This window comes from Nitrococcus mobilis Nb-231 (assembly GCF_000153205.1).
GTDB classification, from domain to species: domain Bacteria; phylum Pseudomonadota; class Gammaproteobacteria; order Nitrococcales; family Nitrococcaceae; genus Nitrococcus; species Nitrococcus mobilis.
This window is the reverse complement of record NZ_CH672427.1, coordinates 1,838,541-1,861,378: the sequence shown is the minus strand read 5'-3', so window position 1 is coordinate 1,861,378 and position 22,838 is coordinate 1,838,541. Positions and strand designations below refer to the sequence as shown.

At 60.5% G+C, this 22,838-nt stretch carries 21 protein-coding genes; 11 read left to right on the top strand and 10 right to left on the bottom strand.

Going from position 1 to position 22,838, the window contains the following annotated elements; all coding sequences use genetic code 11:
• Positions 1-3: 3 nt before the first annotated feature.
• Complete coding sequence (locus NB231_RS08520) at positions 4-1,779, bottom strand: fatty acyl-AMP ligase (protein WP_050756078.1); 1,776 nt, start codon at positions 1,777-1,779, stop codon at positions 4-6.
• A gap of 737 nt (positions 1,780-2,516) precedes the next feature.
• On the opposite strand from NB231_RS08520, the gene NB231_RS08515 reads away from it, so the two are divergent.
• From NB231_RS08515 to NB231_RS08490, 6 genes are all read left to right on the top strand, one after another.
• Positions 2,517-3,695 (top strand): hypothetical protein, encoded by a 1,179-nt coding sequence (locus NB231_RS08515; RefSeq protein ID WP_005001647.1) that lies wholly within the window; start codon positions 2,517-2,519, stop codon positions 3,693-3,695.
• 26 nt (positions 3,696-3,721) lie between these two features.
• Positions 3,722-4,585, top strand: a complete 864-nt coding sequence (locus tag NB231_RS08510; RefSeq protein ID WP_005001646.1) for a nucleotidyltransferase family protein — start codon at positions 3,722-3,724, stop codon at positions 4,583-4,585.
• Positions 4,586-4,708: 123 nt separating this feature from the next.
• On the top strand, positions 4,709-5,785 hold the full coding sequence (gene lptF / locus NB231_RS08505; RefSeq protein ID WP_005001637.1) for an LPS export ABC transporter permease LptF: 1,077 nt from the start codon (positions 4,709-4,711) through the stop codon (positions 5,783-5,785).
• Positions 5,782-6,864 carry an LPS export ABC transporter permease LptG gene (lptG, locus tag NB231_RS08500; protein WP_040663624.1) on the top strand — a complete coding sequence of 361 codons (1,083 nt, stop codon included), beginning with the start codon at positions 5,782-5,784 and terminating at the stop codon, positions 6,862-6,864. The genes lptF and lptG overlap by 4 nt, the downstream gene beginning before the upstream one ends.
• A 62-nt stretch (positions 6,865-6,926) precedes the next feature.
• Positions 6,927-7,931: a diacylglycerol/lipid kinase family protein gene (locus tag NB231_RS08495; protein ID WP_005001631.1), complete on the top strand. Its 1,005-nt coding sequence runs from the start codon at positions 6,927-6,929 to the stop codon at positions 7,929-7,931.
• A gap of 23 nt (positions 7,932-7,954) precedes the next feature.
• Positions 7,955-8,935 (top strand): hypothetical protein, encoded by a 981-nt coding sequence (locus NB231_RS08490; protein WP_005001630.1) that lies wholly within the window; start codon positions 7,955-7,957, stop codon positions 8,933-8,935.
• Here NB231_RS08490 and NB231_RS08485 read toward each other — a convergent pair.
• Genes NB231_RS08485 through NB231_RS08470 form a run of 4 tightly spaced genes read right to left on the bottom strand, consistent with a single transcriptional unit; the run spans position 8,932 to position 12,441 of the window.
• Positions 8,932-9,522 (bottom strand): TIGR02444 family protein, encoded by a 591-nt coding sequence (locus NB231_RS08485; protein WP_005001627.1) that lies wholly within the window; start codon positions 9,520-9,522, stop codon positions 8,932-8,934. The genes NB231_RS08490 and NB231_RS08485 overlap by 4 nt on opposite strands.
• Before the next feature lie 14 nt (positions 9,523-9,536).
• Positions 9,537-11,009: an NAD(P)(+) transhydrogenase (Re/Si-specific) subunit beta gene (locus NB231_RS08480; protein WP_005001624.1), complete on the bottom strand. Its 1,473-nt coding sequence runs from the start codon at positions 11,007-11,009 to the stop codon at positions 9,537-9,539.
• Entirely contained in the window at positions 11,006-11,314 is a 309-nt protein-coding gene (locus NB231_RS08475) for an NAD(P) transhydrogenase subunit alpha (RefSeq protein ID WP_005001621.1), read from the bottom strand. Before NB231_RS08475 ends, NB231_RS08480 begins: the two co-directional genes overlap by 4 nt.
• Positions 11,311-12,441 carry an NAD(P) transhydrogenase subunit alpha gene (locus tag NB231_RS08470; protein WP_040662080.1) on the bottom strand — a complete coding sequence of 377 codons (1,131 nt, stop codon included), beginning with the start codon at positions 12,439-12,441 and terminating at the stop codon, positions 11,311-11,313. Before NB231_RS08470 ends, NB231_RS08475 begins: the two co-directional genes overlap by 4 nt.
• 717 nt (positions 12,442-13,158) lie before the next feature.
• Between NB231_RS08470 and NB231_RS08465 the strand changes: the two genes are divergently transcribed.
• Together NB231_RS08465 and NB231_RS08460 are read left to right on the top strand one after the other, a co-directional pair.
• On the top strand, positions 13,159-13,740 hold the full coding sequence (locus NB231_RS08465; protein ID WP_005001617.1) for an HNH endonuclease: 582 nt from the start codon (positions 13,159-13,161) through the stop codon (positions 13,738-13,740).
• A complete protein-coding gene (locus NB231_RS08460) occupies positions 13,737-14,624 on the top strand; it encodes a fructosamine kinase family protein (RefSeq protein ID WP_005001615.1) in 888 nt (295 codons plus the stop codon). Before NB231_RS08465 ends, NB231_RS08460 begins: the two co-directional genes overlap by 4 nt.
• Here the strand turns inward: NB231_RS08460 and NB231_RS08455 are convergent.
• Entirely contained in the window at positions 14,593-15,414 is an 822-nt protein-coding gene (locus NB231_RS08455) for an MlaA family lipoprotein (protein ID WP_005001612.1), read from the bottom strand. The two genes, NB231_RS08460 and NB231_RS08455, sit on opposite strands and share 32 nt — an antisense overlap.
• A 184-nt stretch (positions 15,415-15,598) precedes the next feature.
• Positions 15,599-16,636, bottom strand: a complete 1,038-nt coding sequence (locus tag NB231_RS08450) for a 2Fe-2S iron-sulfur cluster-binding protein (RefSeq protein ID WP_005001611.1) — start codon at positions 16,634-16,636, stop codon at positions 15,599-15,601.
• A 583-nt stretch (positions 16,637-17,219) separates the two neighbouring features.
• Here NB231_RS08450 and NB231_RS08445 point away from each other — a divergent pair.
• From NB231_RS08445 to NB231_RS08435, 3 genes are all read left to right on the top strand, one after another.
• Positions 17,220-18,575, top strand: a complete 1,356-nt coding sequence (locus tag NB231_RS08445) for a sigma-54 dependent transcriptional regulator (protein ID WP_005001609.1) — start codon at positions 17,220-17,222, stop codon at positions 18,573-18,575.
• A gap of 145 nt (positions 18,576-18,720) precedes the next feature.
• The gene (locus NB231_RS08440; RefSeq protein ID WP_232210425.1) at positions 18,721-19,119 is read left to right on the top strand and encodes a hypothetical protein; all 399 of its coding nucleotides are present in this window, start codon (positions 18,721-18,723) and stop codon (positions 19,117-19,119) included.
• A 307-nt stretch (positions 19,120-19,426) separates the two neighbouring features.
• Positions 19,427-20,605 carry a transporter gene (locus NB231_RS08435; RefSeq protein ID WP_156776952.1) on the top strand — a complete coding sequence of 393 codons (1,179 nt, stop codon included), beginning with the start codon at positions 19,427-19,429 and terminating at the stop codon, positions 20,603-20,605.
• Positions 20,606-20,677: 72 nt separating this feature from the next.
• Here the strand turns inward: NB231_RS08435 and NB231_RS08430 are convergent, their stop codons facing one another.
• From NB231_RS08430 to NB231_RS08420, 3 genes are all read right to left on the bottom strand, one after another.
• Entirely contained in the window at positions 20,678-21,625 is a 948-nt protein-coding gene (locus tag NB231_RS08430; protein WP_156776951.1) for a hypothetical protein, read from the bottom strand.
• 8 nt (positions 21,626-21,633) lie between these two features.
• Positions 21,634-22,227 (bottom strand): C39 family peptidase, encoded by a 594-nt coding sequence (locus NB231_RS08425; RefSeq protein WP_198007263.1) that lies wholly within the window; start codon positions 22,225-22,227, stop codon positions 21,634-21,636.
• Positions 22,228-22,399: 172 nt separating this feature from the next.
• Positions 22,400-22,783, bottom strand: coding sequence for a hypothetical protein (locus NB231_RS08420; protein ID WP_005001589.1), 384 nt, complete (start codon positions 22,781-22,783; stop codon positions 22,400-22,402).
• Between the last annotated feature and the right edge of the window lie 55 nt (positions 22,784-22,838).

Below are 22,838 nucleotides of genomic sequence, written 5' to 3'. Positions count from 1 at the left end.
TCTTCAGCTGGAGACCGCGGCTTTGGGCGCCTCCACGATAATCTCGCTGCGTTGATTCCAGCCGACTCGTTGTATGAAACGCCGTCTCGCCTCCGAGCGCGAGAGCTTGCCGGAGGAAGTCCTCGGTAGGGTTTTGGGCGGAACCAGCTCGATGCGGCATTTTATACCGAATTCGCTGTAGATCATCCGCTGCAGCCGGTTTACCAGGTCAGCACGACGCTCGTTTTCAGTCAGTCGGCACTGAACCAGCATGACCACGATCTCGCCGCCCTTGGGGTGAGATGCGACGAAAGCGGTGACATCGCCGAGCCGGACTTCCGGCTGCTCTTCGGCGAGGCGCTCCATATCCTGGGGCCAGATATTGCGACCGTTGACGATGATCAGATCCTTGCAGCGTCCCGTGATGAACAACCCGGCTTCGGTCAGGTAGCCCAGATCGCCGGTGTCGAGCCAGCCGTCCGGCCCGAGGGCATCATGGGTACTGGCCGCGTCCTGGAAATAACCGGACATCAGGCTCGGCCCTCTGACACTGACAATACCGACCTGACGGTGGGGCAGCGCCTTGTAGTCGGCGTCGCGAACAATCACCTCGTGGCCAGGCAACGGTCGGCCGCAGTTGACGAATGCCCTGACGCGCTCGCCGCGGCCATCCGTTGCCGCGAACGCGCGAGCGGACATGCGGTCTTCCAAAGCTCGGCGGTCGACCTGATCCACGACCATGCCTTGATCGAGCGCCGCGAAGGTGACGGCCAGCGAACTCTCCGCCAGTCCGTAGCAGGGTAGGAAGGCGTGGCGGTTGAAACCGGCCGGCGCCAGAAAATCGGCAAAGCGCTCTAATGTCTCGGCGTGAATCGTCTCCGCGCCGACGCCGGCTACGCGCCAACAGCTAAGATCATAGCGGTCGAGCTCGGCGCGATGGATACGTCGAGCGCAGATGTCGTAGCCAAACGGGGGTGCAAAGGCGATCGTGCCTCGGTTGTTGCTGATCAATGCCAGCCATTGCCGTGGGCGCATGGCAAAGTCGCGGGTACCCAGATAATCGACGGAGAGCTGCGAGGCCAATGGCCCGAGGACAAACCCGACCAAGCCCATATCGTGGTAAAAAGGCAGCCATGAGACACAGCGATCGCCGGGGCGAACTGCAAGCCCGGTGCCCACGATGCCGGCCAAGTTGGCCATGACCGCTTGTTGGGTAATGACCACCCCGCGCGGGAAGCGGGTGCTTCCAGAGGTGTATTGTAAATAGGCGATCTCGTCCGGCCCGCTGGATTCAAGTTCCACCGCCGGTTCTTCGAGCGCATAGAAATCCGCTGGGCTGCCTACGAAGCGCAGCTTGAGGCCGTCGGCGGCTTCCTGCAGAAACGACAGGAATTCCGCAGGCGCCATGGCGGCCGTGGCGCTGCAACTATGGAGCAGGCGGCGCAGGCGCTCGATATAGCTCCCCCGGCTGCCGAGATTGATCGTGATAGGCAAGGGTACCGGGACGAAGCCCCCGTATTGGCAGGCATAGAAGAATTCCATGAACTCCGGACAGGTCTCGGCAATCAATGCGACCCGCTCACCCCGTTTCAAACCGAGCCCGTGGAGACGTTTGGCCGTGGCCTGCGCGCGTTGCCGAAGCTCGGCGTATGGAAGCGCCGCTCGCAACCGCCCACGACCGTCGTAGAAATTATACCCAGTGACGCCCTGCGCAGCATAATCCAACGCTTGCGCGAGCGTTGGGAAATCCGCGCAGCGCAGAGGGCGATTATTGATTGTTGGCGTGGCCGTTCTAATCAATTCAGGTACCTTCCGCTTTCTTTGTCCCTAGCTCTCCGACCATTGCGGTCGCAGTGGCGGTTAGCCGTAAACCGGCGCGTCCGCCCGCCTCCATGCAGGGCTCGCCAGAGGGAGCCCGTGTGAGCCTATAATGCGACCGCTATGGGGTCCGCTGGTAAATGCCCGCTGCGCAGGATAATCTTGCCAGCTGGGCGTTGCGTGCGGCAGAGAGTGCACCCAGTGCCCGGCGAAGCCTCTGCCGCTGTCGTTGTTTACGCGTTTCAATACCCGTACTGTTGGTTATATTAGTATTGGCATGCAGGGTCGAATCGTGACGAGATACGCGGACAAGCCATGACTTTTCCAGTAACCGCGCCATCTGCCAGTGTCCAACTTCCCATGCAAAGGCAGGCTGCGTCCCGCCCTTACGCTGCGCCGCGCTTAGCCGTTGCTTGCCCAGAGTCGAATGAGGATCTTCCATGGCGCCTTTTCTTTTAAAGTGCAGTGGAGATCAGCCTACTGAACTTCAGAATCTACGTTAAGTTCAGAGTCTACATGAATATGAAACAACAGTCCTATAAAAACAAGCAAGATTTTCATAACAGACAAGATGCACATAACAGAGGATGAGGCGTTGCACCCGCCAAAATATTGACCTCCACGCTCGGTGGTAGTTCGAAATAATCTTAACCGCACTTTGCCTCAGCCCGGTTTGTCTTTACGTCATTCGGGCGGGAGCGCCGGAGAGATTACCGCATATGGAAAAACGCGCCGCAACGAATTATCACGAGCATCACGGCCGTCGGGATTCGCCGATTGTCGTTCGATCGTTGCAGCGACGTGGTGATTTTGCCACATTTTTGGGTTTGCCGCGACAATTTTACCACAGCGATCCACATTGGATTGAGCCGTTGCAGCTGGAGCGTCGCCAGCATCTATCAAGACACAACCCACTGTTCGAGCATCTTGATTGGCAAGGGTGGGTTGCCTGGCGCGGGCTGCGACCGATAGGGCGGATCACGGCCCAATTGGATCATCTGCATCAGCAACGCCATGGGGATCATACGGGGTATTTCGGGATGCTCGAGGCCATAGATGACGCCGCTGCATTCGAGGCCTTGACGGCGACTGCAGAGGATTGGCTGCGCCAGCGCGGCGCCCGCCGGGTGAGCGGGCCGTTCAATCTGTCCATAAACGACGAGTGCGGCCTCCTGGTGGAGGGATTCGATTGTCCACCGGTGTTCATGATGGGACATGCCCGGCCCTATTATGCTCATCGCTTGGAAGAACAAGGCTATAGCGCGGTCAAGGAGCTTCTCGCCTACTGGATGCCGTCTGCCGAGCTGTCCTTCACCCCGTCGATGCGCCGGCTGATGGCGCGTTATCAAGCTCGAATTCGCGTGCGCCCCAGCAGCCGGGAGCGCTTCGCTGCGGATATGGCGGCCTTGCGGGACATTTTCAACGATGCCTGGTCCGAGAACTGGGGATTTGTACCTTTTACCACGGCAGAGTTCCGTGAACTGGGGCGCAACTTACGGTTATTCGTCGCCTACGATCTCATCCAGATCGCTGAAGTCGACGACGTGCCGGTGGCGTTCATCGTAGCATTGCCCAATATCAACGAGGCAATTCGCGATTTAGGTGGCCGTCTAATGCCTTTCGGCTGGATGAAACTGCTCTGGCGTTTGAAAGTGCGCTATCCGCTGACCGGCCGGATTCCGCTCATGGGGGTGGCTAAACGGTATCAGTTCAGCCGGCTCGGGCCGGCGCTGGCGCTCACGCTGATTGCCGCTATCCAGGAGCCGGTGATGACAAAGGGCATTCGAGCGGTCGAGATGTCGTGGATTCTCGAGGACAACGCGAGCATGCGCAACATACTGGAGAATATCGGTGCCGAGCCTTACAAGCGTTACCGGCTCTACCAGAAGGCGCTTTAGGGCGGCGGGCTCGGCGCTCCCTGATTATGAATACCTCCACCCCGAGTCAGCCTGGCGCCGTGGTCGATTCGGCGGCGAACCGCGTAGCGGCCATTGTATTGGCGGGCGATCGCAAGACCCCGGATGCTGTAGCTAAGGAGGCCGGCACGTGCTGCAAGGCGCTTGCGCCGGTGGCTGGCACGCCGATGCTGCGGCGGGTGCTGCAGGCGCTGTGGGATAGCACTTTGGTTGATCGAATTATTCTCTGTGGGCCGGCACAAGAGATCGTTGCAAGCACGCCGGTGCTTCAAGAACTGCTGTCCGCCTCGCGCATCGACTGGGTCGCCTGCGCCGACTCGCCCAGTGCGAGTGCACTCGGGGCGTTCGCGGCTTTACCGCCAGAGCGGATCACATTGCTCACCACGGCGGATCACGCGCTGCTCAGTGCCCCGATGATTCGCTATTTCCTGCAGCGGGCGCAGGCCGGCAACTGGGATTTGGCGGTTGCGGTAGCCGAGCAGCGGATCGTAGCGGCTCGGTTCCCGGCCGCTCGGCGCACCGCCATTCGCTTGCGAGGCGGGCCGTATTGCGGCTGCAACCTGTATGCGTTCCTAACTCCCCGTGGTCGGCGGTTAGCGGATTATTGGCGGAGGGTGGAGCAGGAGCGCAAGCGGCCCTGGCGAGTCGTCGCACGATTGCTCGGTTGGCGGGCCGTGCTGGGCTACGCTTTGGGGCTGCTCACTCTGGAGCAAGCTCTGCGGCAGCTCTCGCGTCGACTGGGAATACGGATAGGCGCCATTATCCTCCCTTATCCGGAGGCCGCGGTGGATGTCGATACACCGGCTGACCGGCAGCTTGCCGAGGCGGTGCTGCGCGAGCGTACTGAGGCGGCAGGGGATAATCGCCCGTAACGATAGCGGCCGGTTCGCTCGCTTGAGTATCGACTCGGGGCCGTTGCGGGCAAGGGGTTCGTACCAGTGGGTACGTTCCTGCCGGATTGTGCCGTCACCGTTGGTCGAAGGTACTTAAAACCCGTGTTGCTGATCGAACGTTACTTGATCGCGGAAGTGCGCCGCCCGCTGGTGGCCGTGGTTGGTGTCCTGAGCCTCATTTTTGCGAGCTACTCGGTTGCACGCTACCTTGCGGATGCGCTCAGCGAGACCCTCGGGATGCAGGCGGTTGCGTTGATGGTTGCGCTCAGGACCCTGATTGCACTGGAGGTGCTCATTCCGGTGGCGCTTTATGCCTCGGTAGTGATCGGCCTGGGTCGTCTCTACAACGATCAGGAAATGACTGTCCTCGGCGCGGTCGGCATCAGCTCGGCGCGGGTTTATTGGGCGATCCTGCTGCTCGCGCTACCGGTTGCACTCGCCGTCGGTGCGTTGTCGTTGTTCGGCCGACCATGGGCCTACCAGCAAGCCTATCAGGCTGAAGCGCACGCGCATGTGGAGATCCCGCTGGATCGGCTGCGCGCCGGCCATTTCTATGTAGAATCGCAGACCGGGCGCATGATCCTCGCGCAAGAAGTGGACGACCAACGCGGCCTGTTGCACGGTGTGTTGATCTATCAGCGTGCCGGGGAGGCGACGTACCTGACCAAGGCTCGACAAGCGCGGCAGCTCCCGACGGAGCAAGCCGACGAGGCGCGACTGATACTGCACGATGGGGTTACCTACTTGCTTGATCAGGCTGGAAGTCATGATCGGATTCTACGTTTCGGCGAACTCTCGCTACGTCTGCAGCAACCGCAACCGGTAGTGGGCTACAAGCGCAAGGCCGCGCCTACGGCCGCGCTCGCGCGCTCGGGTAATCCCGCGGAACTTGCCGAACTGCAGTGGCGCCTCTCCCGCCCTTTGACGACGGTGCTGCTCGCGTTGTTCGGGGTGCCGCTTAGCCGCACCGCGCCGCGCCGGGGCCGGTTCTCCAAGATTCTGTTGGCCGCGCTCGTCTATGCTTTGATCTACAGCGCCAGCGGCTTGGCAAAAACCTGGGTGGAGCATGGCGTGGTCGGGGCTGTACCCGGTATTTGGTGGATCAATGCGGTGATGTTCGTCGTGCTTGTCGCCTTGATCAGCCATGATTTGCAATGGTGGCGATGGCCGCGGCCATGAAGACGGCAGAGCGTTATCTCATGCGGGCCGTGGCGGGTGGTTTCGTGGTGGCCGCGGCTGTGCTGTTACCGCTGTTCAGTTTCATCGACTTGATAGAACAGCTGGATGACACCGGGCAGGGCAACTACCATAGTGCCCAGGCGTTTGCCTACGTCGGTCTTATACTGCCGCGGCGGCTGATCGAGCTTGGCCCCTTTATCGCACTGTTGGGCACTACCGTTGCGCTGGGAGGCTTGGCGAGTCATCGGGAGCTGACCGCGCTGCGATCGGTCGGTGTTTCACCCGGAGGCATCGCATTGGCAGCGCTCAAAGCCGGTGTTTTGTTGATTCTGCTCTTGGCGGCGATCGATCAATTGGTTGCCTCGCCGCTCCAGCAGCACGCTTTCGGTATGCGTGCCACCGCGCTGAGCGGCGATAGCAACGCCGAGTCGGGAAGCGGCGCCGCGTTGTGGGCGCGGCGTGGTGATCGCCTACTCCGGGTCGGCGCCCTGCGCCTGGGGCGCATTCCAGCAGATATCGAGATTTTTCATTTCAATGCCGAGGGGCATCTCGTAAGGTATATTCACGCCGATTATGCCGAGATTCATCATCGCGCGCCATGGCGGCTCAATACAGTGCTGGTCAAAGCTTTCATGGCCGGCACGCCGGTAACGACTCGGCACGCCAGCATGGTTTGGCAGACTTTTCTGACCCCTGCCCAGATCGGGTTGCTGGAGAAGCCGGCGGAGAGCCTCTCACCGGTGCAGCTCTATGGCTACGTGCAGTATTTGCGCAGTACCGGCCAATCATCGGCCGTCTACGCTGTGATGCTTTGGCAGAAGCTGGGATTGCCCCTGACCGCCGCGGCGATGATTCTACTTGCGGTGCCCTTCAGCATTGGCGCGCCGCGCGGCGCCAGTATTGGCAGCCGAATCGCGTTGGGTGCCATCGCGGGCCTGGGCGTGTACCTCGCCGATCAGATCATCGTTAATATGGGCTTGTTGCTCGATCTCAGCCCGCCGCTGATCGCGCTGGGGCCGGGGGCCGTGTTGCTTGCGGTGGCGCTGGCGGCGCTTGGCAAAAGCGCCGCGCGGCGTTGATCGATATCGTGGTGGTGGTGACCGGGACCGATCCATTACTTAAGGGGCGCTAGCATAATCCAATGAGGCGCAATCAACCGAGTGAATCCGATGCCTTGGTGCCGCGGCGGGTCGGTGTGCTTTGCAATCCGAACAGCGGGCGCAACCGGCGCTGCTTGCGGCAAGTTCGGGAAGAGGCGAGGCGGCTTCCGGGCGCTGCATATCGAGAAGCGGTCTGCCCGGCGGAAACGGCGCTCGGTATTCAAGAACTGCTTGCCAGTGGGGCGGAATTGCTGGCCATAAACGGCGGCGATGGAACGTTGCAAGCAGTACTGACCTATCTATTGGGACCGGGTGAGCGGCAGGGGAAACCGCCGCCGCTCGTAGTGATTGCAGGCGGTACGACTAACATGACGGCGGCCGACGTCGGTGCCCGAGGGACGCCCCAGCAAGCATTGCGAGCGCTCGGCGCGTGGCTTGCTGGTACCCGCGACGGGCCGTTGCGCACCGAACGTCCCGTGTTGCGGGTGGTGTCGGCACCCGAGCGGCCGCCACTTTATGGTATGTTCTTCGGTGCCGGCGCGATCCACACCGGGGTGGAGTATTTCCATCGCCGAATTGCGGCCTTGCGTACCGGCGGCACGATTGGCCCCGGGCTTGCCTGGGCCCGGTTGTTGCTCGCATTGGTGCGACCCGCCCAGAGCCGGGTCCAGCCTGTACGGCTGAGACTACGGTTGGATGGCAGCGCCAGCCAGCTAGGAGACTACTTATTGATCCTCGTCAGCGGCTTGGAGCGTCTCCTGCTGGGCTCGAAACCCTATTGGGGGGTGGAGCCGGCGCCGTTGCACTACACCGCGATTCGACACCGGCCTGGGCGCTTGTGGCGTTCCCTTCCAGCCGTGCTCAGAGGCGGCGCTGGAGCACCACCACGCGAGCAGGATGGCTATTTCAGCCACAACATCCACACCTTGGCGCTCGAGTTCGACGGTGGGTTCGTGTTGGATGGGGAGCGTTACCGGGCCGAGCGATCACAGGGCCCGCTGCATCTATCGCAGCGTGGGCCAGTGACGTTTTTGTCATTCCAATGACCCAGCCGGTGGAGTGATCGCCGATGCGATACGCGCTCGTGCGGCCCGGCCGTATCAATTCCGAGCCCCCCGCCGCTTTGATCGCAGCGGTGGCGGCGCAGAGCGCCCGGCCGGTAGAGCCTGCTCTACACCGGCTCTGCGAGCGCATGATTGCTCGCTTCGGTGCGGCCGTGGCGGGTGTGATTTTCTATGGCTCGTGCCTGCGCAGTGGCCAACCAAGGACGGGCGTGGTGGATTTATACGTCGTGGTCGACCGCTACGCGGCGGTGTATGAGAGCCGCCTATTGTGCTGGCTCAATGCCCTGCTGCCACCGAATGTCTTCTATCATGAAGCGGCCGACACCGATGGTACGACGCTGCGCGCCAAATGTGCCGTACTCTCTTTGCAAGATCTGGAGCTTGGCACGGCGCAGTGGTTTCATTCCTACCTTTGGGGGCGCTTCGCCCAGCCTGTGCGTTTGGTTTATGTCCGCGATGAGCCGACCCGAGGGCGCATCGAGCGTGCTTTGGCGAGCGCCGTGGTGACGCTGCTCGAGCGCGCTTTACCCTGCCTGCCCGAACGGTTTGATAGCGCCGAGTGTTGGCAGCGTGCCTTAGCGTTGAGTTACACAGCCGAGCTGCGACCGGAATCTCCGCAGCGTGCCGCCGAATTGGTATACCACGATCTGCCCGACTACCGCCGGCGCATAGTGGCGGCGGTAGTCGGGATGCCAGGCGTGGTAGCGGTCGATGAAGGCGATTGGTATATCAATCGAATGTCGGCGCGAGGGTATTTCTCGCCGAACTGGGGTTGGCGTATCCGGCGGGGACAGGGGCGCGTGTTGACCGTGCTGCGGTTGATGAAATCGGCGCTCACTTTCGAGAATGGGGTCGATTATCTCGCCTGGAAGCTCGAGCGGCATACGGGAGTGGCGCTGAAGCTTACGGAGTACCAGCGCCGCTATCCGCTGCTATTCGGCTGGAGTGTCTTGTGGCGACTGTTGCGGCAGGGTTCATTGCGCTAGCCGATCCGCCAGACTGCCTCGGCTTCGCGCGCGAGCCCGGCGGCCGCTACTTCCGGAAACGTCGTTTGCAGGATGTGGCTCAGTGCCTCCAGGGCCTGCGGCTCCGGTTGCGGGCAACTCTTGCGGGTAAGCAGGGCGGCATTGGCGGCGGCGTCACGCCAGCGCTCCGCTAGCGGAGCGGCTGGGCGGCCGGGCGGGAAATCTTCCAGGAATAACCGCTGCTCGATCCGTTCCGCCTCCAATTCCTGCTCCAGTAGCCGGTGGCGTAGCCGCTCTGTGCGGCGCTCAAGACCCTGTGGTGGGAGTTGCCGCAGGCGACGGCGCAGCGCGCGCAGCGGCTCGATGATCTCCCGGTGCCATTCCACGCCGCGCCGAATCGCGGTCTCGAGCTCTGTGGCACCGAGCCGGCCATAACCGTTGGCGCCGGCCCATATGGCGCCCAGCAGAAGACTGATGCTTAGCCCGTAGCGGGCCTGGATACTGAGACAGGCCTGCTTCACCGCCTCGACCTCGTAGAGCGCGAGCGCGAACTCCCAGAGGCGTCGGGCTTCGCCATCGATATCGTTGTGCTCGGTATCGACCGACATGGCGGACAGCGCACCTAAAGCTTCTTTAGCACCTGAATGAGCTCGCCGGCCGCCTTCTGACCGTCATTGAAGAGCATGCGGCAGTTGTCCGCAAAGAACAGATGGTTTTCCACCCCGGAGAAACCTTTGCCTTTGCCGCGTTTGATGACGATCACGTTGTGCGCGGCAGCCACGTCCAAGATCGGCATGCCGTAGATGGGGCTCGAAGGGTCGTTTTTGGCGGCCGGGTTGACCACGTCATTGGCGCCAATTACCACGACCACATCGGTGCGGTCGAACTCGGCGTTGATCTCTTCCATATCGTAGATCAGATCATAGGGCACGCCGGCCTCGGCGAGCAGGACGTTCATATGCCCGGGCATGCGCCCCGCTACCGGATGAATGGCGAACTTGACACTGACATCTCGCTCCTGGAGCAGCTCCACCAATTCCCAGACCTTGTGTTGGGCCTGCGCGACGGCCATACCGTAGCCGGGTGCAATAACGACCTGATTGGCGTAACCCATCATGATGGCGGCGTCCTCGGCCTGGATCGCCTTCATCTCGCCCTCCGGATCGCTGCCCGCGTCGGCCGTGGCGGTGCCGAAACCGCTGAACAGTACATTGGTCAAGGGCCGGTTCATGGCTTTCGCCATCAGCTGGGTGAGCAGGCTACCGGCGGCGCCCACGACCGTGCCGGCAATGATCATAGCCGGATTGCCGAGCAAATAGCCCTCGAAGCCGACGGCCAGCCCCGTCAGGGCATTGAACAATGAGATGACTACGGGCATATCCGCCCCGCCGATCGGGATCGCCATGAATACGCCGAAGACCAGCGCAAGGACGAAGAAGACAATGATTACCGCCGAACCATCGGTATAGTAGCTGAGAATAGCGAACAGCACGGTCGCGACGAATACACCGAGGTTTACCAGTTGTTGCGCCGGCAGGAGTTGGTTGCGGTGCAGCCGTCCGTCGAGTTTGGCCCAGGCGACTAGCGAGCCGGAGAATGCAACCGCGCCGATGAGCGCGCCGCTGATACCGAGCACAGCGTGGTCGGCCCCGAGCAGGCTGCCTACGTGGCTGTGACCCGCGGCGAATTGTTCGACTTGCTCCAGGCCCAGATCCTTTTGGGCCGCGAGTTGCTGCGCCGACGTAGCCCCGATCTGACTCACGGCCTTGAACAGCTCTACGGCTCCGATCGCGGCAGCGGCACCGCCGCCCATACCGTTATACAGTGCCACCATCTGGGGCATGTCGGTCATCGGCACGCGCTTGCCGGACCACCAGGCGAGCCCACCGCTGACAGCGATGGCGAGAATGATGAGCAGATAGTTGACGGCGTGATGCAAATCCGGGTGGAAGAAGGTCGCGACTGTCGCAAGCACCATGCCGATACCGGCCCAGACGATGCCTTTGCGGGCGGTTCGGGGCGAGCTCATGCCCTTCAACCCGAGGATGAACAAAACGGCGGCTACAAAGTAGCAGAGTTGGACGACGGTGTTCATTCTTGTCCCCCTTTCTTGTTTTGTTCGTCCTTGGTCTTGAACATTTCGAGCATGCGCTCGGTCACTACATAACCGCCGACGGCGTTGCCCGCCGCCAGAATTACGGCGATGAAGCCGATCAGCTGCTCGGTCGCGCCACTGGCTTCGCCGAGCGCGACCATGGCGCCCACAAGTACGATTCCATGGACGAAATTCGAGCCCGACATCAATGGGGTGTGCAGGATGACGGGCACGCGGCTGATCACTTCATAACCGGTAAAAGCAGCGAGCATGAATATCCACAGCGCGATCAATCCTTCAATCATTTTTTGCCTCCTTCCACACGTTCCCGAGTCGGTGTGTGGCGGATCTCGCCGGCATGGGTTAGGCAACTGTCCGCGATGACCTGATCGTCCCAGTCGAGCCGCTGCGCGCCGTCCTTTATCATCAGCACGAGTAGGTTGTAGAGGTTGCGCGCATACATCTCGCTGGCGTGGGTGGCCGCGGTGCTGGTGATGTTCTCCGGTCCATAGATCACGACGCCGTGGTGATCGATGTGCTTGCCGGCCTGGGTCAACTCGCAGTTGCCCCCGCTTTCCGCGGCCAGATCGATGATTACCGAGCCGCGCTTCATTCGCTGCACAGTCGCCTTATCGATGATCTTCGGTGCCGGCCGGCCCGGTATGGCTGCGGTCGAGATTACGGCATCGGCTTGGGCGATGCGCTCGGCCAGCACTTCTTGCTGTTGTTGTCGTTCGGCCGCCGTGAGCTCCCGCGCATAGCCGCCTTCCCCCTCCGCTTTCACTCCGGTGTTGATGAATTTGCCGCCGAGTGATTCCACTTGTTCTTTGGTCGCCGCGCGCACGTCATAGGCCTCGGTGATGGCGCCCAAGCGCTTGGTGGTGGCGATGGCCTGCAGCCCGGCCACGCCGGCACCGATGATCAGGGCTTTGGCTGGTCGGATGGTCCCGGCGGCCGTAGTGAGCATGGGGAACAGTCGTGGACACAGGCTCGCCGCTAACAAGGCGGCTTTATAACCGGCGATGCTGGCCTGGGAGGAAAGCGCGTCAATGGACTGGGCGCGGGTGATCCGCGGCACTAATTCTATGGCAAAGGCACTCACTTTGCGCTCAAGCAGTTTCCTGATCCGGCTATCCCCTGTGTGTGGCGCAAGAAAGCCGAGTAGAATGCTGCCCTTCTTGAGCTTGCCGGCTTCGTCGAGGCTCGGCGGCTGGACCTTGAGCAGAATATCCGCCTGCTTATAGAGCGTGCCGGCGTTGGTGAGCTCGACGCCTTGATAGTCGGTGTCATCGAAACCGCTATTCTCCCCGGCGCCTTTTTCCATCAGGAGCTTGACGCCCAGTTTGGCGAGCGGCTCGATCACGCTCGGGACAAGTGCGACGCGGCGTTCGCCGGGAGCCGACTCTTTGGGCACGGCTAAAGTTAACGTCATTGTGCTCTCCCGCCTGTTCTCATTCGTCAAGGGGTATATCGTTACCGGACGACCTGGTTGTTTGCGTCAGTGCGGCCCGATTTTGTCGGCGCTCGCGGGCGCCGTCCCCGTGCGTGTGGCCATGGACGCTATGGCGAGCCGCACACGCGCTTTGTCAGCGGCCCAGGAAAACGCGTACCATCGACTGCGCCTGGATTGTAGGGAGGCCGGGACAAATCTCGGAGAGACCGGGCGGTGAACGCCGGCGTTGCCGGCCAAGTCGGCCGCCGCATGCAATGATTCAGTTTGGTTTTTTTATCATTTAACGATTCAGCTACGGTTTGTTTGGGTGCACTCGGTACAGCAGTGGACCGACGATTGCCGGTGCCCGTCCGTACATATTTAGTGAACGTCCGACCCGTTAGCGACTTACAGTGCCGACCGCCCTGTGCGCTCGCTTGCTCGGTGGAGTCGGCAAGTATATGCGGATCAGCGTTGGGCGCCCAACTCGATGCGTTATTCCGCTTAAGATGAAAACGGCCTATACATAGTCGTAAACGCTGGTGCCGTCGTCTGTCGTGCATCGGGCGTGCGTGGTAGGAGTTGCGCTGTACCGGGCATCTGTGAAATAAATTGTGGAGTAGGCCGCGCTTGGGTAAATAGCCGACCGGGTGCGGATAAAGGGTCATCACCGTGCTTAGCCTTCAACATGACATCCTGCGTACCGACATCTCGGGTATGCCGCTGGAGTGGATCAGCTACCAGGGTGCCGTGCGCCTCTACTACCTCGAGCAGGTGGCCTACAGCTGCGGGCGCCTGCTGTACCGTATTCATGGGGGCTACAATGCGGCGACCGGTCAGCGTAGCGTCATCGAAGTGAACTCGATTATCGCCACGGACGGCTCGGTTCAGGCTTCGATGAAAGGCCGACCAGGATACACGCCCCCATTGAACAATGCCACGCTGTTCCGACGCGATGGCTTTCTGTGCATGTATTGCGGCGAGCGCCGGCGCCAATCCGAGCTTTCCAGGGATCATGTGCGACCGATCAGTCGGGGCGGCGAAGACGCTTGGAACAATGTCGTTACGGCCTGCAAGCATTGTAATAGCCATAAAGGCAATCGCGGTCCGGAGGGGGCCGGGATGCAGTTGCTGGCCGTTCCCTTTACACCCACGCATGCCGAGTACGTCTACTTACAGGGGCGGCGTATCCTGGCGGATCAGATGGAGTTTCTGCGTGCGCATTTTCCGCGCCGCAGTCCCCTGCGCGAGCGACTCGAGCGCACCGCCCAACCGAGCCCGGCCCGTTTCCTCTCATGAGTCTGCAAGATGATATCAGCGCCGCGATCGAGCGGGCCACCGGCTCGGTCGTGCGTGCCCGCGTGCCATGGTCGATCGCAAGCGGCAGTATCAACCGCACGGCGAGTATCGGCGCAGGCGGGGCGCGCTACTTCGTCAAACTCAACGATGCCCCTGCAAGTCTTGAGATGTTCGAGGCGGAGGCAGCCGGTCTGCGGCTGCTGGCGCAACCCGGGGTGCTGCGGGTGCCGCAACCGATTTGTTGTGGTACGAGCGGGGTCACCGCCTATTTGGTTTTAGAGCATATCGAACTCGGCCGCGGCGGAGCGCCGGGGGCTGAGTGTCTGGGTGCGGGCCTGGCGGGTATCCATCGGATGACCCGGCCTCGTTTCGGCTGGGACCGGGACAATACCATCGGCTCGACCCCGCAAATCAATCGGCCCACCGATGACTGGGTCGCTTTTTATCGCGATCATCGACTGGGTTTTCAGCTCGAACTCGCCGAGCGCAACGGCTATGGTGGTCCGCTGACCAAGGCGGGTTTCCGTTTGCTGGAGAAGCTACCACTGGTCTGCGCCGGTCATCACCCGGTCGCCTCATTGCTGCACGGTGACTTGTGGGGAGGTAACGCCGCGTTTGATCGCAACGGCGTGCCGGTACTCTATGATCCTGCGGTGTATTTCGGTGATCGCGAAACCGACCTTGCCATGACCGAGCTGTTCGGCGGCTTCGATGCGAGCTTCTACCGGGCTTATCAGGCGGCTTGGCCGCTCACTGTCGGCTATGAGCTGCGCCGTGACCTCTATCAGCTCTATCATGTCCTCAACCATCTCAATATATTTGGCGCCGGTTACGCAGATCATGCGCGACGGCTTATCGACCGTTTGCTGGCAGCGGTTCGCTAGATCCCTCGGTGTCTTCCTGCGCAGACGGCTCGTCTGGAGGCAGATCCTCCTCGAATAGATCCTCGTCGTAGAGCTCCTCGAACGGCGGGGTGCCATCGTAGATTTGATTGAGACGCTGCTGCTGATAGGCCGAACGGATGAAAGCGTAGTGATCCACTGCGGCTTCGCGGCTGATGCGCACGGCCTTGTCCAGCTGCGCGCGGGTATTGACGGCTTGCAGGGTCGACAGCCCGGCGCGTATAGCAACCGAAGACAGGGCGAAGGTCAGGCCGTTGGAATACAGATCCGCCGGCAACCCAGCCGTATCACGGAAGTTCGACGGGCCCAGCACGGGGAGGATAAGGTAGGGGCCCGGACCGCTACCCCAGACGGCCAGTGTCTGTCCGAAGTCCTCGGGGTGGTGGTGCAGCCCCAGACCGGAGGCAGGGTCGAACAGACCAGCGATGCCCAGCGTGGAGTTGAGCGTAAAGCGCAGCAGGTTCCGACCGGCATCGACGGTCTTACCCTGTAAAATATCGTTGAGTACGACCCCAGGGTAGGTCATATTGACGAAGAAATTGCCGATGGCCTCGCGCACGGAGCTGGGTGTTATGAACATCCAACCTTGAGCGAGGGGCTGGAGCACGTAACGGTCGACCTGCTCGTTGAACTGAAAGGTTTTCCGGTTCATCGACTCGAGTGGATCGTACACGTCCTGTTGTGCCGGATTGCTGGCGCAGCCCGCGAGCAGTATGGCGAGGAGCGTTAACCCCAGCCAGAGCTTGGTCCGGGTGGTGGTCGGTTCGCTCATTGCTTCTCCTGATTTTTAGTGTTCCTTGGCAGGCGACGCCGCCAGAGCGGGCACAAGCGAGTTCGGATAATACGGTTTAAGGGGGCGGTGCTGCAGGTCGCTGGCCGCCGCGGTTTACGGTCGAATCGATAGCATGGATAGCTGATTTTTGCCAGGCACTGTCCCGCACCGGGGCCGGTTCGCCTCAGGCCTCGGTGTTATCATCGGGCTGTGAGTCGGCAGCGTATTCGAACGAGTCGTAATAGAGATGCTCCGGGTCCAGCCCGTGTGCGATAAACTCGTCCAACGCCGCTTCGATCATCGCCGGCGGGCCGCTCATGTAGACGTCGAAATCGTCCAAATCCGGATAGTCATCCAGCAGTGCGCTATGGACCCAGCCGGTCTTGCCGGGCCAGTCGACATCCGCCTCGGGCTCAGAGAGTACCGGTGTATATTGGAAGTTCTCGTGTTCCTGCGCCCAGCGTTGGGGTAACTCGTCGAGATAAAGGTCGCCCCGAGTGCGCGCACCCCAATACAAATGAATCGGTCGCTCGATACCGGCGTGGAAAGCGTGTTCGAGCATACCCTTGAGCGGAGCGAAACCGGTGCTGCCGCCCATCATCAGAATCGGATTCGGAGAATTCTCACGCAGGTAGAAATTACCCAACGGCCCTTCGAAGCGTAGTAGAGTCTCCGGTTCGATCTCGTCGAAGACGTAGCTCGTGAATTCCCCTTCGGGTATACGGCGTATGTGCAGCTCGAGCAGTTCGTTGTCATGCGGCGGGTTGGCCAATGAGAAGCTACGCCGGCGGCCGCCTTGGAGCAGAATGTCGATGTATTGCCCTGCGAACAGCTCCAGGCGCTCCACGCCGGGCGTGCGCAGGTAGAGTCGGCGCACGTCGTGGCACAGATCCTCGATGCGCGCAACTCGGCAAGGCAACTGACGCGGCTCTATGAAGGGTTCAGGCGGTCGCCGCGGGAACTCAATGACCAGATCGGTGAGCGGCTGTGCCTGGCATAACAGGGCCTTGCCGAGGGCTTCTGCGGCCGGTAGCGCCGAGGTCCGCCCTTCCGGGTAAGCTACCTCGCCCTCGATCACCTTGGCTGCACACGTCCCACAGGTGCCGCTGCGGCAGTTGAACGGGAATGCCAGCCCTTCCCGCAGGGCGGCATCGAGTATCGACTCCTCGGCATTGACCGTAAACTCGAGCTCGGTGTTGTCGATGCGGACGCAGTAGCTCATCTCGTTTCACGCGTCAGCGAAGAGTAGAAACAATTTTCATTGTGGCCGATCCTCCAATAACGAGCAAAGCACCCGTGCTTGTAGCGCACCCTACTCACGCCGTGCTTTGCGCTACCCGCCGAACTGCCACCCGGTATTACGCTGGCAAGCGACAACCGCCGGTTGCCGATCGAACGCCAAGGTAGACGTTATGCCCGTCTCGGGCCGGTCAGCACTGCCAATAGCAACATGGCTATCCGCTTAGGTGCCCTGTCCGGATCTTCCGGCTGTCTTTAGTCCGACTTTCTATACATGTTTCTATACATGAACTGATGTGGGCAACACAAGCCGGCGCTTGCGTACCACCGGCTATTTATTGCATGCCGGAGCGCTTGTCGTTGCCATGTGGCAATCGACAATTTCTCAATTTAGTAAGGATAGCAACCCATGCCGTTTGTGGCATTAGCCAATCCGCCAGCGGGTCGCGTAATGCAGCGGCGGCTTTTGGAGGGCCGTATTGATGCTAGAATCATGAAGAGGGGTATAGAGCGCGATGATCACAAAGCGTGCAGGGACGGCGCGCTTGTGAGGGGGACTTTGAACGATGGAAAAACGTAAGCTGCTTTACCTCAATGCGCATGGGACCGATGCGCTTCCTGGTCTGGGGATGCTGAAAGAGCAGTGGGATATCCATGCGGCAACGAACCTAGATCAGGCTCGGCAATTGATCGAGCACTCCGATTTCAACGTGGGCCTGGCGTGGCTGGAAGAGAAAGAAAGTAAATTGTCTGCGTGTGAGGACGTCTTCCTCTGCGGCAAGCAGATGGCTTGGGTGGCCCTGCTCGAGCGGCCCTCTTTGCAGCGTTCATCCCTGCGGCGGCTAATTCACCAGATTTTCTTCGATTACCACACCCTACCGGCGGATCTCGACCGGCTGACGCTTTCGTTAGGACATGCCTACGGGATGGCTGCGTTGAGGACGTCCACCCTGCCCAGCGAAGGCCAGCAAGGCGAATACGAGATGGTCGGGGTCAGCCCACTCATGCGCGAGCTTTTCAAGAGCATTCGCAAGATGGCGTCGGTGGACGCGCCGGTGCTCATCCAGGGTGAGAGTGGCACGGGAAAGGAACTCGCCGCTGCGGCGATTCATGAACGCTCCCGTCGGGCCAAGGGGCCGTTTGTGGTGGTCAACTGTGGTGCATTGCCCGGTGGTCTTATTCAGTCGGAGCTCTTTGGCTATGAGCGCGGCGCGTTTACGGGCGCCCAGCGGCGCAAAATTGGGCGCATCGAGGCGGCGCATGGCGGTACCTTATTTTTGGACGAAATCGGTGATTTACCGTTCGATATGCAGGTGAATCTCTTGCGTTTTCTCCAGGAGCAGACCATTGATCGGGTCGGTGGAAGAGAGCCGATCGATGTGGATGTGCGGGTGATCGCGGCAACGAACAAAGATTTAGAAAAGGCGGTGGCGGAGAAGAGGGGCTTCCGGGAAGATCTTTATTTTCGGCTGAATGTATTGCGCTTGCACATGCCAGCATTGCGTGAGCGCCAAGACGATATCGAGCTATTGGCCTGGTTCTTCTTCAATCGTTTCGCCGCCGAGCGTAGCCCAGGGGTGAAGGGCTTCGGTCGCCGGGCCTTGGAAGCGATGAATCAACATAGCTGGCCGGGCAATGTGCGTGAGTTGATCAATCGGGTACGCCGCGCCGTGGTTTTGTGCGACAAACCTTTGATTACCCCCGTCGATCTCGGGTTGGAGCGGCGCCAAACGGTGCGCCGGATCATGACGTTGGCTCAAGCGCGGGATGCGGCCGAGCGCGCCGCCATAATGGGTGCTCTGCGTCAAGCGGACGGCAATGTTTCGCAAGCCGCGCGTCAACTCAATGTCTCTCGCGTTACACTATACCGACTGGTAGAGAAGTATCGAATTCGCTTTGAGAACCCACCAGACGGTGTTTAGTCGGTGTTACAGTCAGAATGTGGCGGTGTTCCTTGCGCCTTCGATAAAAGCAGTATGATCATATATATGAGAATTAGGCATGCAGGTTGCACTATTCTCTATATATTATCTTTAACGGCCGGGCGGTCGAGGTGAGGACAACACAGTGAGCACGCAAGCCCAGAGAATGCGTATCCGGCCGCGCCATCGGTGCCGGTGGGGGATTCTCCGTTACAGTGCCATGGTTGCGCTTATTATTGCGGGCGGGTTGGTGTCGCCGAGTTATGCTGAGGAGCGTTCGGTGCAGACCGGTGAGGCTTCGGCACGCACTCCACTGGCGCACTTCCAATCCGAACGGCTGGATGAGGAGGCGCTGCGCGCTATCCATGGTAAAGGCGGTGCGGGTGTGCCACAACCGCTGATCAACCTAAGTATCATCTTGTGGGATGAACCGGGCCATGGTGGTTCCAAGCCCCAAGCGCTGGCAGAAAATAACTTCGGTGATTTGGCACGGGGAGTGGTTCTCAACGGTTCCCATAGTGTATCCATCGGCAACGGCAAATAGCGAGCGTATGACGCGTCTGCCTTCGAGCAGGGGGTAAAAGTGGTGCTGGCGTAACGCGTGCGCCGCGGTGGGGGAAGGCGTGCATTTGGCAGCAAAATAAAGCTTCGATCGAGTTGAAGTGTTTCGTATACAAAAGGGAGTTCCCAGAGCGGCACAAGTTCTAGCGCAGGAGTGCGGTTCACCGGAGAGGCGGCCACCGAGTGCCAGGGAGACGTAGCGGGTATGCTCATAAATGAGGGATCTGGTCAAGCGGGACCTCTGTAGGAGCGACATGATTCGCTACTTCGGACAGTAGAGGCTTGATTTCATGTCCAAAAAGAATATCGGTTGGCCTTGTCTAGGCCTTATGTTCGCAGTGTTCTCGGGGGTGTGTGCCGCGCAGGATAGCGGTTACAGCAGCCACGAACCGCAATGGTTTAATTGGCAGTTGGCGCAGGCGAATACCGGGCAAAAACAGCCCCAGGGGGCGCAACGTCCGGTCGGGCAGGCGCCGCGCAAGAAAAAGCCGGTCGGGCAGGCGCCACGCAAGGAAAAGCCGGTGGTGCCGCGGGTGCAAACGATTCCCCAGTTGGGGGGGGTGCTGGCCCCCCAGGGTACACTGATCGTCACACCTTCGCTCCAACTCTCAACGGCTCAGGTCAACCGTTTCAATTTCAACGGCGTCTCGGTCCTCGACACCCTGTTGATCGGTCTCATCAATGCCGAAGATACCGATCGCGACCTGGCAGAAGGCGCTTTGACTTTTCGTTTGGGGGTGACCAATCGGTTCGAAGTCGGGGTCAAAGTGCCTTATATCTATCGTCGGGAGAGGAGCACACTCACCCTCGTCTCGCTCGATAACAATGATCCGAATGCGGAAGAGGAGCAAACGCGAGAGAACGCGGGCCTTGGTGACGTGGAGGCCTATCTGCACTATCAGATTAATGGAGGTCTGAACGGCTGGCCTTTTTTCGTGGCGAATTTGCGTTACAAGTCGACCACCGGCACGGGGCCGTTCGATGTGAGCCGCAATGCGCAGGGGCTTCCGACCGAGCTGGCCACGGGCTCCGGCTTCCACGGCGTAGAGCCCAGCTTGACAATCCTATTGCCTTCCGATCCTGCTGTTTACTTCGCCAACTTCGGCTACTTGTTCAATCTGCAGTCCAATGTGGGCAAGACCATCGGCGCGGATGATCTGTCTCGCCGGATCGGTGAGGTGGATCCGGGGGATGCGTTTCGCATGAGTTTCGGCATGGCCTATGCCATGAATCAATACACCTCGTTTACACTCGGCTACAAAAACGACTACATTTTCCCTACCCGGACCGAAATCAACGGACAGACCTTTAAATCGGATCGGCTCATCGTGGGTTCATTTCTGCTCGGCTTCAGCTACGCGCTCTCCCCGCGCTCTCAGCTCGCTTTTAATCTAGAGGTGGGAGCTACGGCGGACGCCCCCGATGTCGTGCTCAGCTTCCGGGCACCGTTTGCGCTCGGTCTCTTTTGAGTGGGGGGCTGCAAATATAAAAAAAGAGCGATATCCTTGCCGCTCTTCTGAGATTGTGCTGCCGTTAATTTCTTAGAAGTTATTTTGATTCGACAACAAACGGTTATTCAGGAGGGTGTTGCGTAGCGCCGCGCTATACTGGCTGAAATTCTTAACGTTGATTTCTACATTCATCTGAATATCGATACGACGGTCATTGGCCTGGTTGATCACGGTATTGCTAATTCGATTGCGGGTGAACTCTTGAATGGCCGTCGTGAGCCCCTTGGTGTCGTTGAGCACCGCCGCTTGGATTTTGTCCCCCAGACCACTGAGATCGACTTGCGCGCCGGCCTCCAAGCGGCTAACGCTAGGGTCTGTTGCAACACCGGGCTGAGTGGGCGCACCGTTGGCCGCAGCCGGGTTATCTATAGAGGTCGCTTCCGCCCCGATCCGGGTCGCCAAGTTGCGAAGCCCGGCGAGTTGCCCCGCGAGATCGATGGATACGACCCCTCCTTGGCCGCGACTGGCTGCGGCGGCTTGAGTATTGCCCGCCGTCGCGACGGCGGTTGAGTTAGCCGAGCCCGTCTGGCTGCCATTGACCGCGCCCGTGGCGATGTCCTTCACCAGACCGGCGGCATCCTGCGCCACCTGGGAGAGCTGTGCTCCGCGGGCGCTTTGCATGTTGCTAGCTGCCTGCGCCAAATCCCTATTCGAGCTGACCCAGCCGGCTTGGGTGAGCTGAAAGATCGTCTCCAAGCGTACGACGTTATCGATCAGGGTGCGCACGTTGGCTCCGACCTCGAACTCCATGCCGGCGAATGTGAATCCGCCCCGCAGTTGCGCCATCTGATCGTGGTCAATGACCGGGAACGCTGCAAATGGGTTGTTGAGGCTATTAGCTGATTCCGCCGCTGCATTCCACCCGCCGGCCAATGCGGGGGTGGCGATCGGCAGCGTCAGCAGTGCGCCTAGCATCATCCCCTGCATGGGGCGGCGTACTCGGCTCCGCCCCACCCTGGAAAGAACGATTGCGCTCATCACCTTCATTATCTCCCGAACTCGTTGCGCCCAGGCAGGTTGAGGTTGAACCAGCCCAGTCCGGTATTGCGATGGATACCCTGGGCGAGCGGCGCCACCGGGCGCACGCTCCAGTCTTCGATGGTGTTGAAATGTTCACGCGCCGTGACGATTCGCCCGCGCGCGGCCAGTACCTCGCCGTTCCATATCTGTTCGAACAACGCGCGCGGCACGACCGTCGTGCCCGCGGCCGGATCACCCACCACGACTTCGGTCGCCTTGACGCCCTTGATGACGATGAAATGCCGGTAGCCCCTGGTGTTGACCAGGGCAATGGCGGGCACGCCGATTTTCTTGAGCCCGTCCAGCGTCAAGCGGAAGCCGTCGGAGTGCAGGCCTCTGCTGTCGAGAAAGCGCTTCATATCCAGCATGGAAAAGCCTTGGGCACGAATTTTTTGCTGGTTGCCGGCCCGGAACATGGTTTGGAAAACCACGGCTTCCGTCGTGGGCATGGCGTAGTGGTAGGTTAGGAGCGTGGCGACCGCGGCCGAACCGCAGCTGTAGTCGTATTGCTGATGAATGGTTGTGTCCCACTTGGACTCTTTGAGGCTTTTGGCGCTCATAAAGAAACCATGGCCAAAGCCGGGGATTTGGATATTGGCGGCTTGTGCGGTAGCCGGTGCCAGCAGGGCGACTATCAGGCCGACCACAAGTCGGGCCGCTCGCCCACTTACCCGTCTGGGTCGTTGCTTTACCTGAGAGATCCGCCGCTTCCTATCCATGCTGGGTTGTATCTCAGTTCAGGTTGACGATGTAATTCACGCCGGTGTTGATGGCATTGCCGTTGCCGGTATTGAGGACGTTGACGGCCATTCCGCCGAACCCAGCGAAGGCATTTTCGCCTATCGTGGCGTTGCCCGAGTTGATCGCCCCGGCATTGATCGTGCTGCCGACGACGGTGGATTTGAACTCCTGATTACTGCTGACGATGGTGAGATCGCCCGCGCGCCCGCGCTGTGTGGCGAGATCCTGCGAGGGCACGACCTCAAAGGCGGCGAACGGATCGCTGCCTGGAGCGGCGGTGGCGGGCTCGGTGGCGAGGCTTTGGCTGTTGGCAACGGCCAATCCGCACACCGCCATCACTGCCCTGCCCCATTGCATAGCGAGCTTGTTCTTCATGGCGTCCTCCGGCTGAATCGGTTAAAGGGGAGGGGCCGGCGGGGGATATCCGCCG

Excerpts from the sequence above, each read along its gene's own strand:
- NB231_RS08515 (WP_005001647.1), top strand. The coding sequence starts at position 2,517 with ATGGAAAAACGCGCCGCAACGAATTATCACGAGCATCACGGCCGTCGG.
- NB231_RS08510 (WP_005001646.1), top strand. The coding sequence starts at position 3,722 with ATGAATACCTCCACCCCGAGTCAGCCTGGCGCCGTGGTCGATTCGGCG.
- lptG (WP_040663624.1), top strand. The coding sequence starts at position 5,782 with ATGAAGACGGCAGAGCGTTATCTCATGCGGGCCGTGGCGGGTGGTTTC.
- NB231_RS08495 (WP_005001631.1), top strand. The coding sequence starts at position 6,927 with ATGAGGCGCAATCAACCGAGTGAATCCGATGCCTTGGTGCCGCGGCGG.
- NB231_RS08490 (WP_005001630.1), top strand. The coding sequence starts at position 7,955 with ATGCGATACGCGCTCGTGCGGCCCGGCCGTATCAATTCCGAGCCCCCC.
- NB231_RS08485 (WP_005001627.1), bottom strand. The coding sequence starts at position 9,522 with ATGTCGGTCGATACCGAGCACAACGATATCGATGGCGAAGCCCGACGC.
- NB231_RS08480 (WP_005001624.1), bottom strand. The coding sequence starts at position 11,009 with ATGAACACCGTCGTCCAACTCTGCTACTTTGTAGCCGCCGTTTTGTTC.
- NB231_RS08475 (WP_005001621.1), bottom strand. The coding sequence starts at position 11,314 with ATGATTGAAGGATTGATCGCGCTGTGGATATTCATGCTCGCTGCTTTT.
- NB231_RS08470 (WP_040662080.1), bottom strand. The coding sequence starts at position 12,441 with ATGACGTTAACTTTAGCCGTGCCCAAAGAGTCGGCTCCCGGCGAACGC.
- NB231_RS08465 (WP_005001617.1), top strand. The coding sequence starts at position 13,159 with ATGCCGCTGGAGTGGATCAGCTACCAGGGTGCCGTGCGCCTCTACTAC.
- NB231_RS08460 (WP_005001615.1), top strand. The coding sequence starts at position 13,737 with ATGAGTCTGCAAGATGATATCAGCGCCGCGATCGAGCGGGCCACCGGC.
- NB231_RS08455 (WP_005001612.1), bottom strand. The coding sequence starts at position 15,414 with ATGAGCGAACCGACCACCACCCGGACCAAGCTCTGGCTGGGGTTAACG.
- NB231_RS08450 (WP_005001611.1), bottom strand. The coding sequence starts at position 16,636 with ATGAGCTACTGCGTCCGCATCGACAACACCGAGCTCGAGTTTACGGTC.
- NB231_RS08445 (WP_005001609.1), top strand. The coding sequence starts at position 17,220 with ATGGAAAAACGTAAGCTGCTTTACCTCAATGCGCATGGGACCGATGCG.
- NB231_RS08435 (WP_156776952.1), top strand. The coding sequence starts at position 19,427 with ATGTCCAAAAAGAATATCGGTTGGCCTTGTCTAGGCCTTATGTTCGCA.
- NB231_RS08430 (WP_156776951.1), bottom strand. The coding sequence starts at position 21,625 with ATGAGCGCAATCGTTCTTTCCAGGGTGGGGCGGAGCCGAGTACGCCGC.
- NB231_RS08425 (WP_198007263.1), bottom strand. The coding sequence starts at position 22,227 with ATGAGCGCCAAAAGCCTCAAAGAGTCCAAGTGGGACACAACCATTCAT.
- NB231_RS08420 (WP_005001589.1), bottom strand. The coding sequence starts at position 22,783 with ATGAAGAACAAGCTCGCTATGCAATGGGGCAGGGCAGTGATGGCGGTG.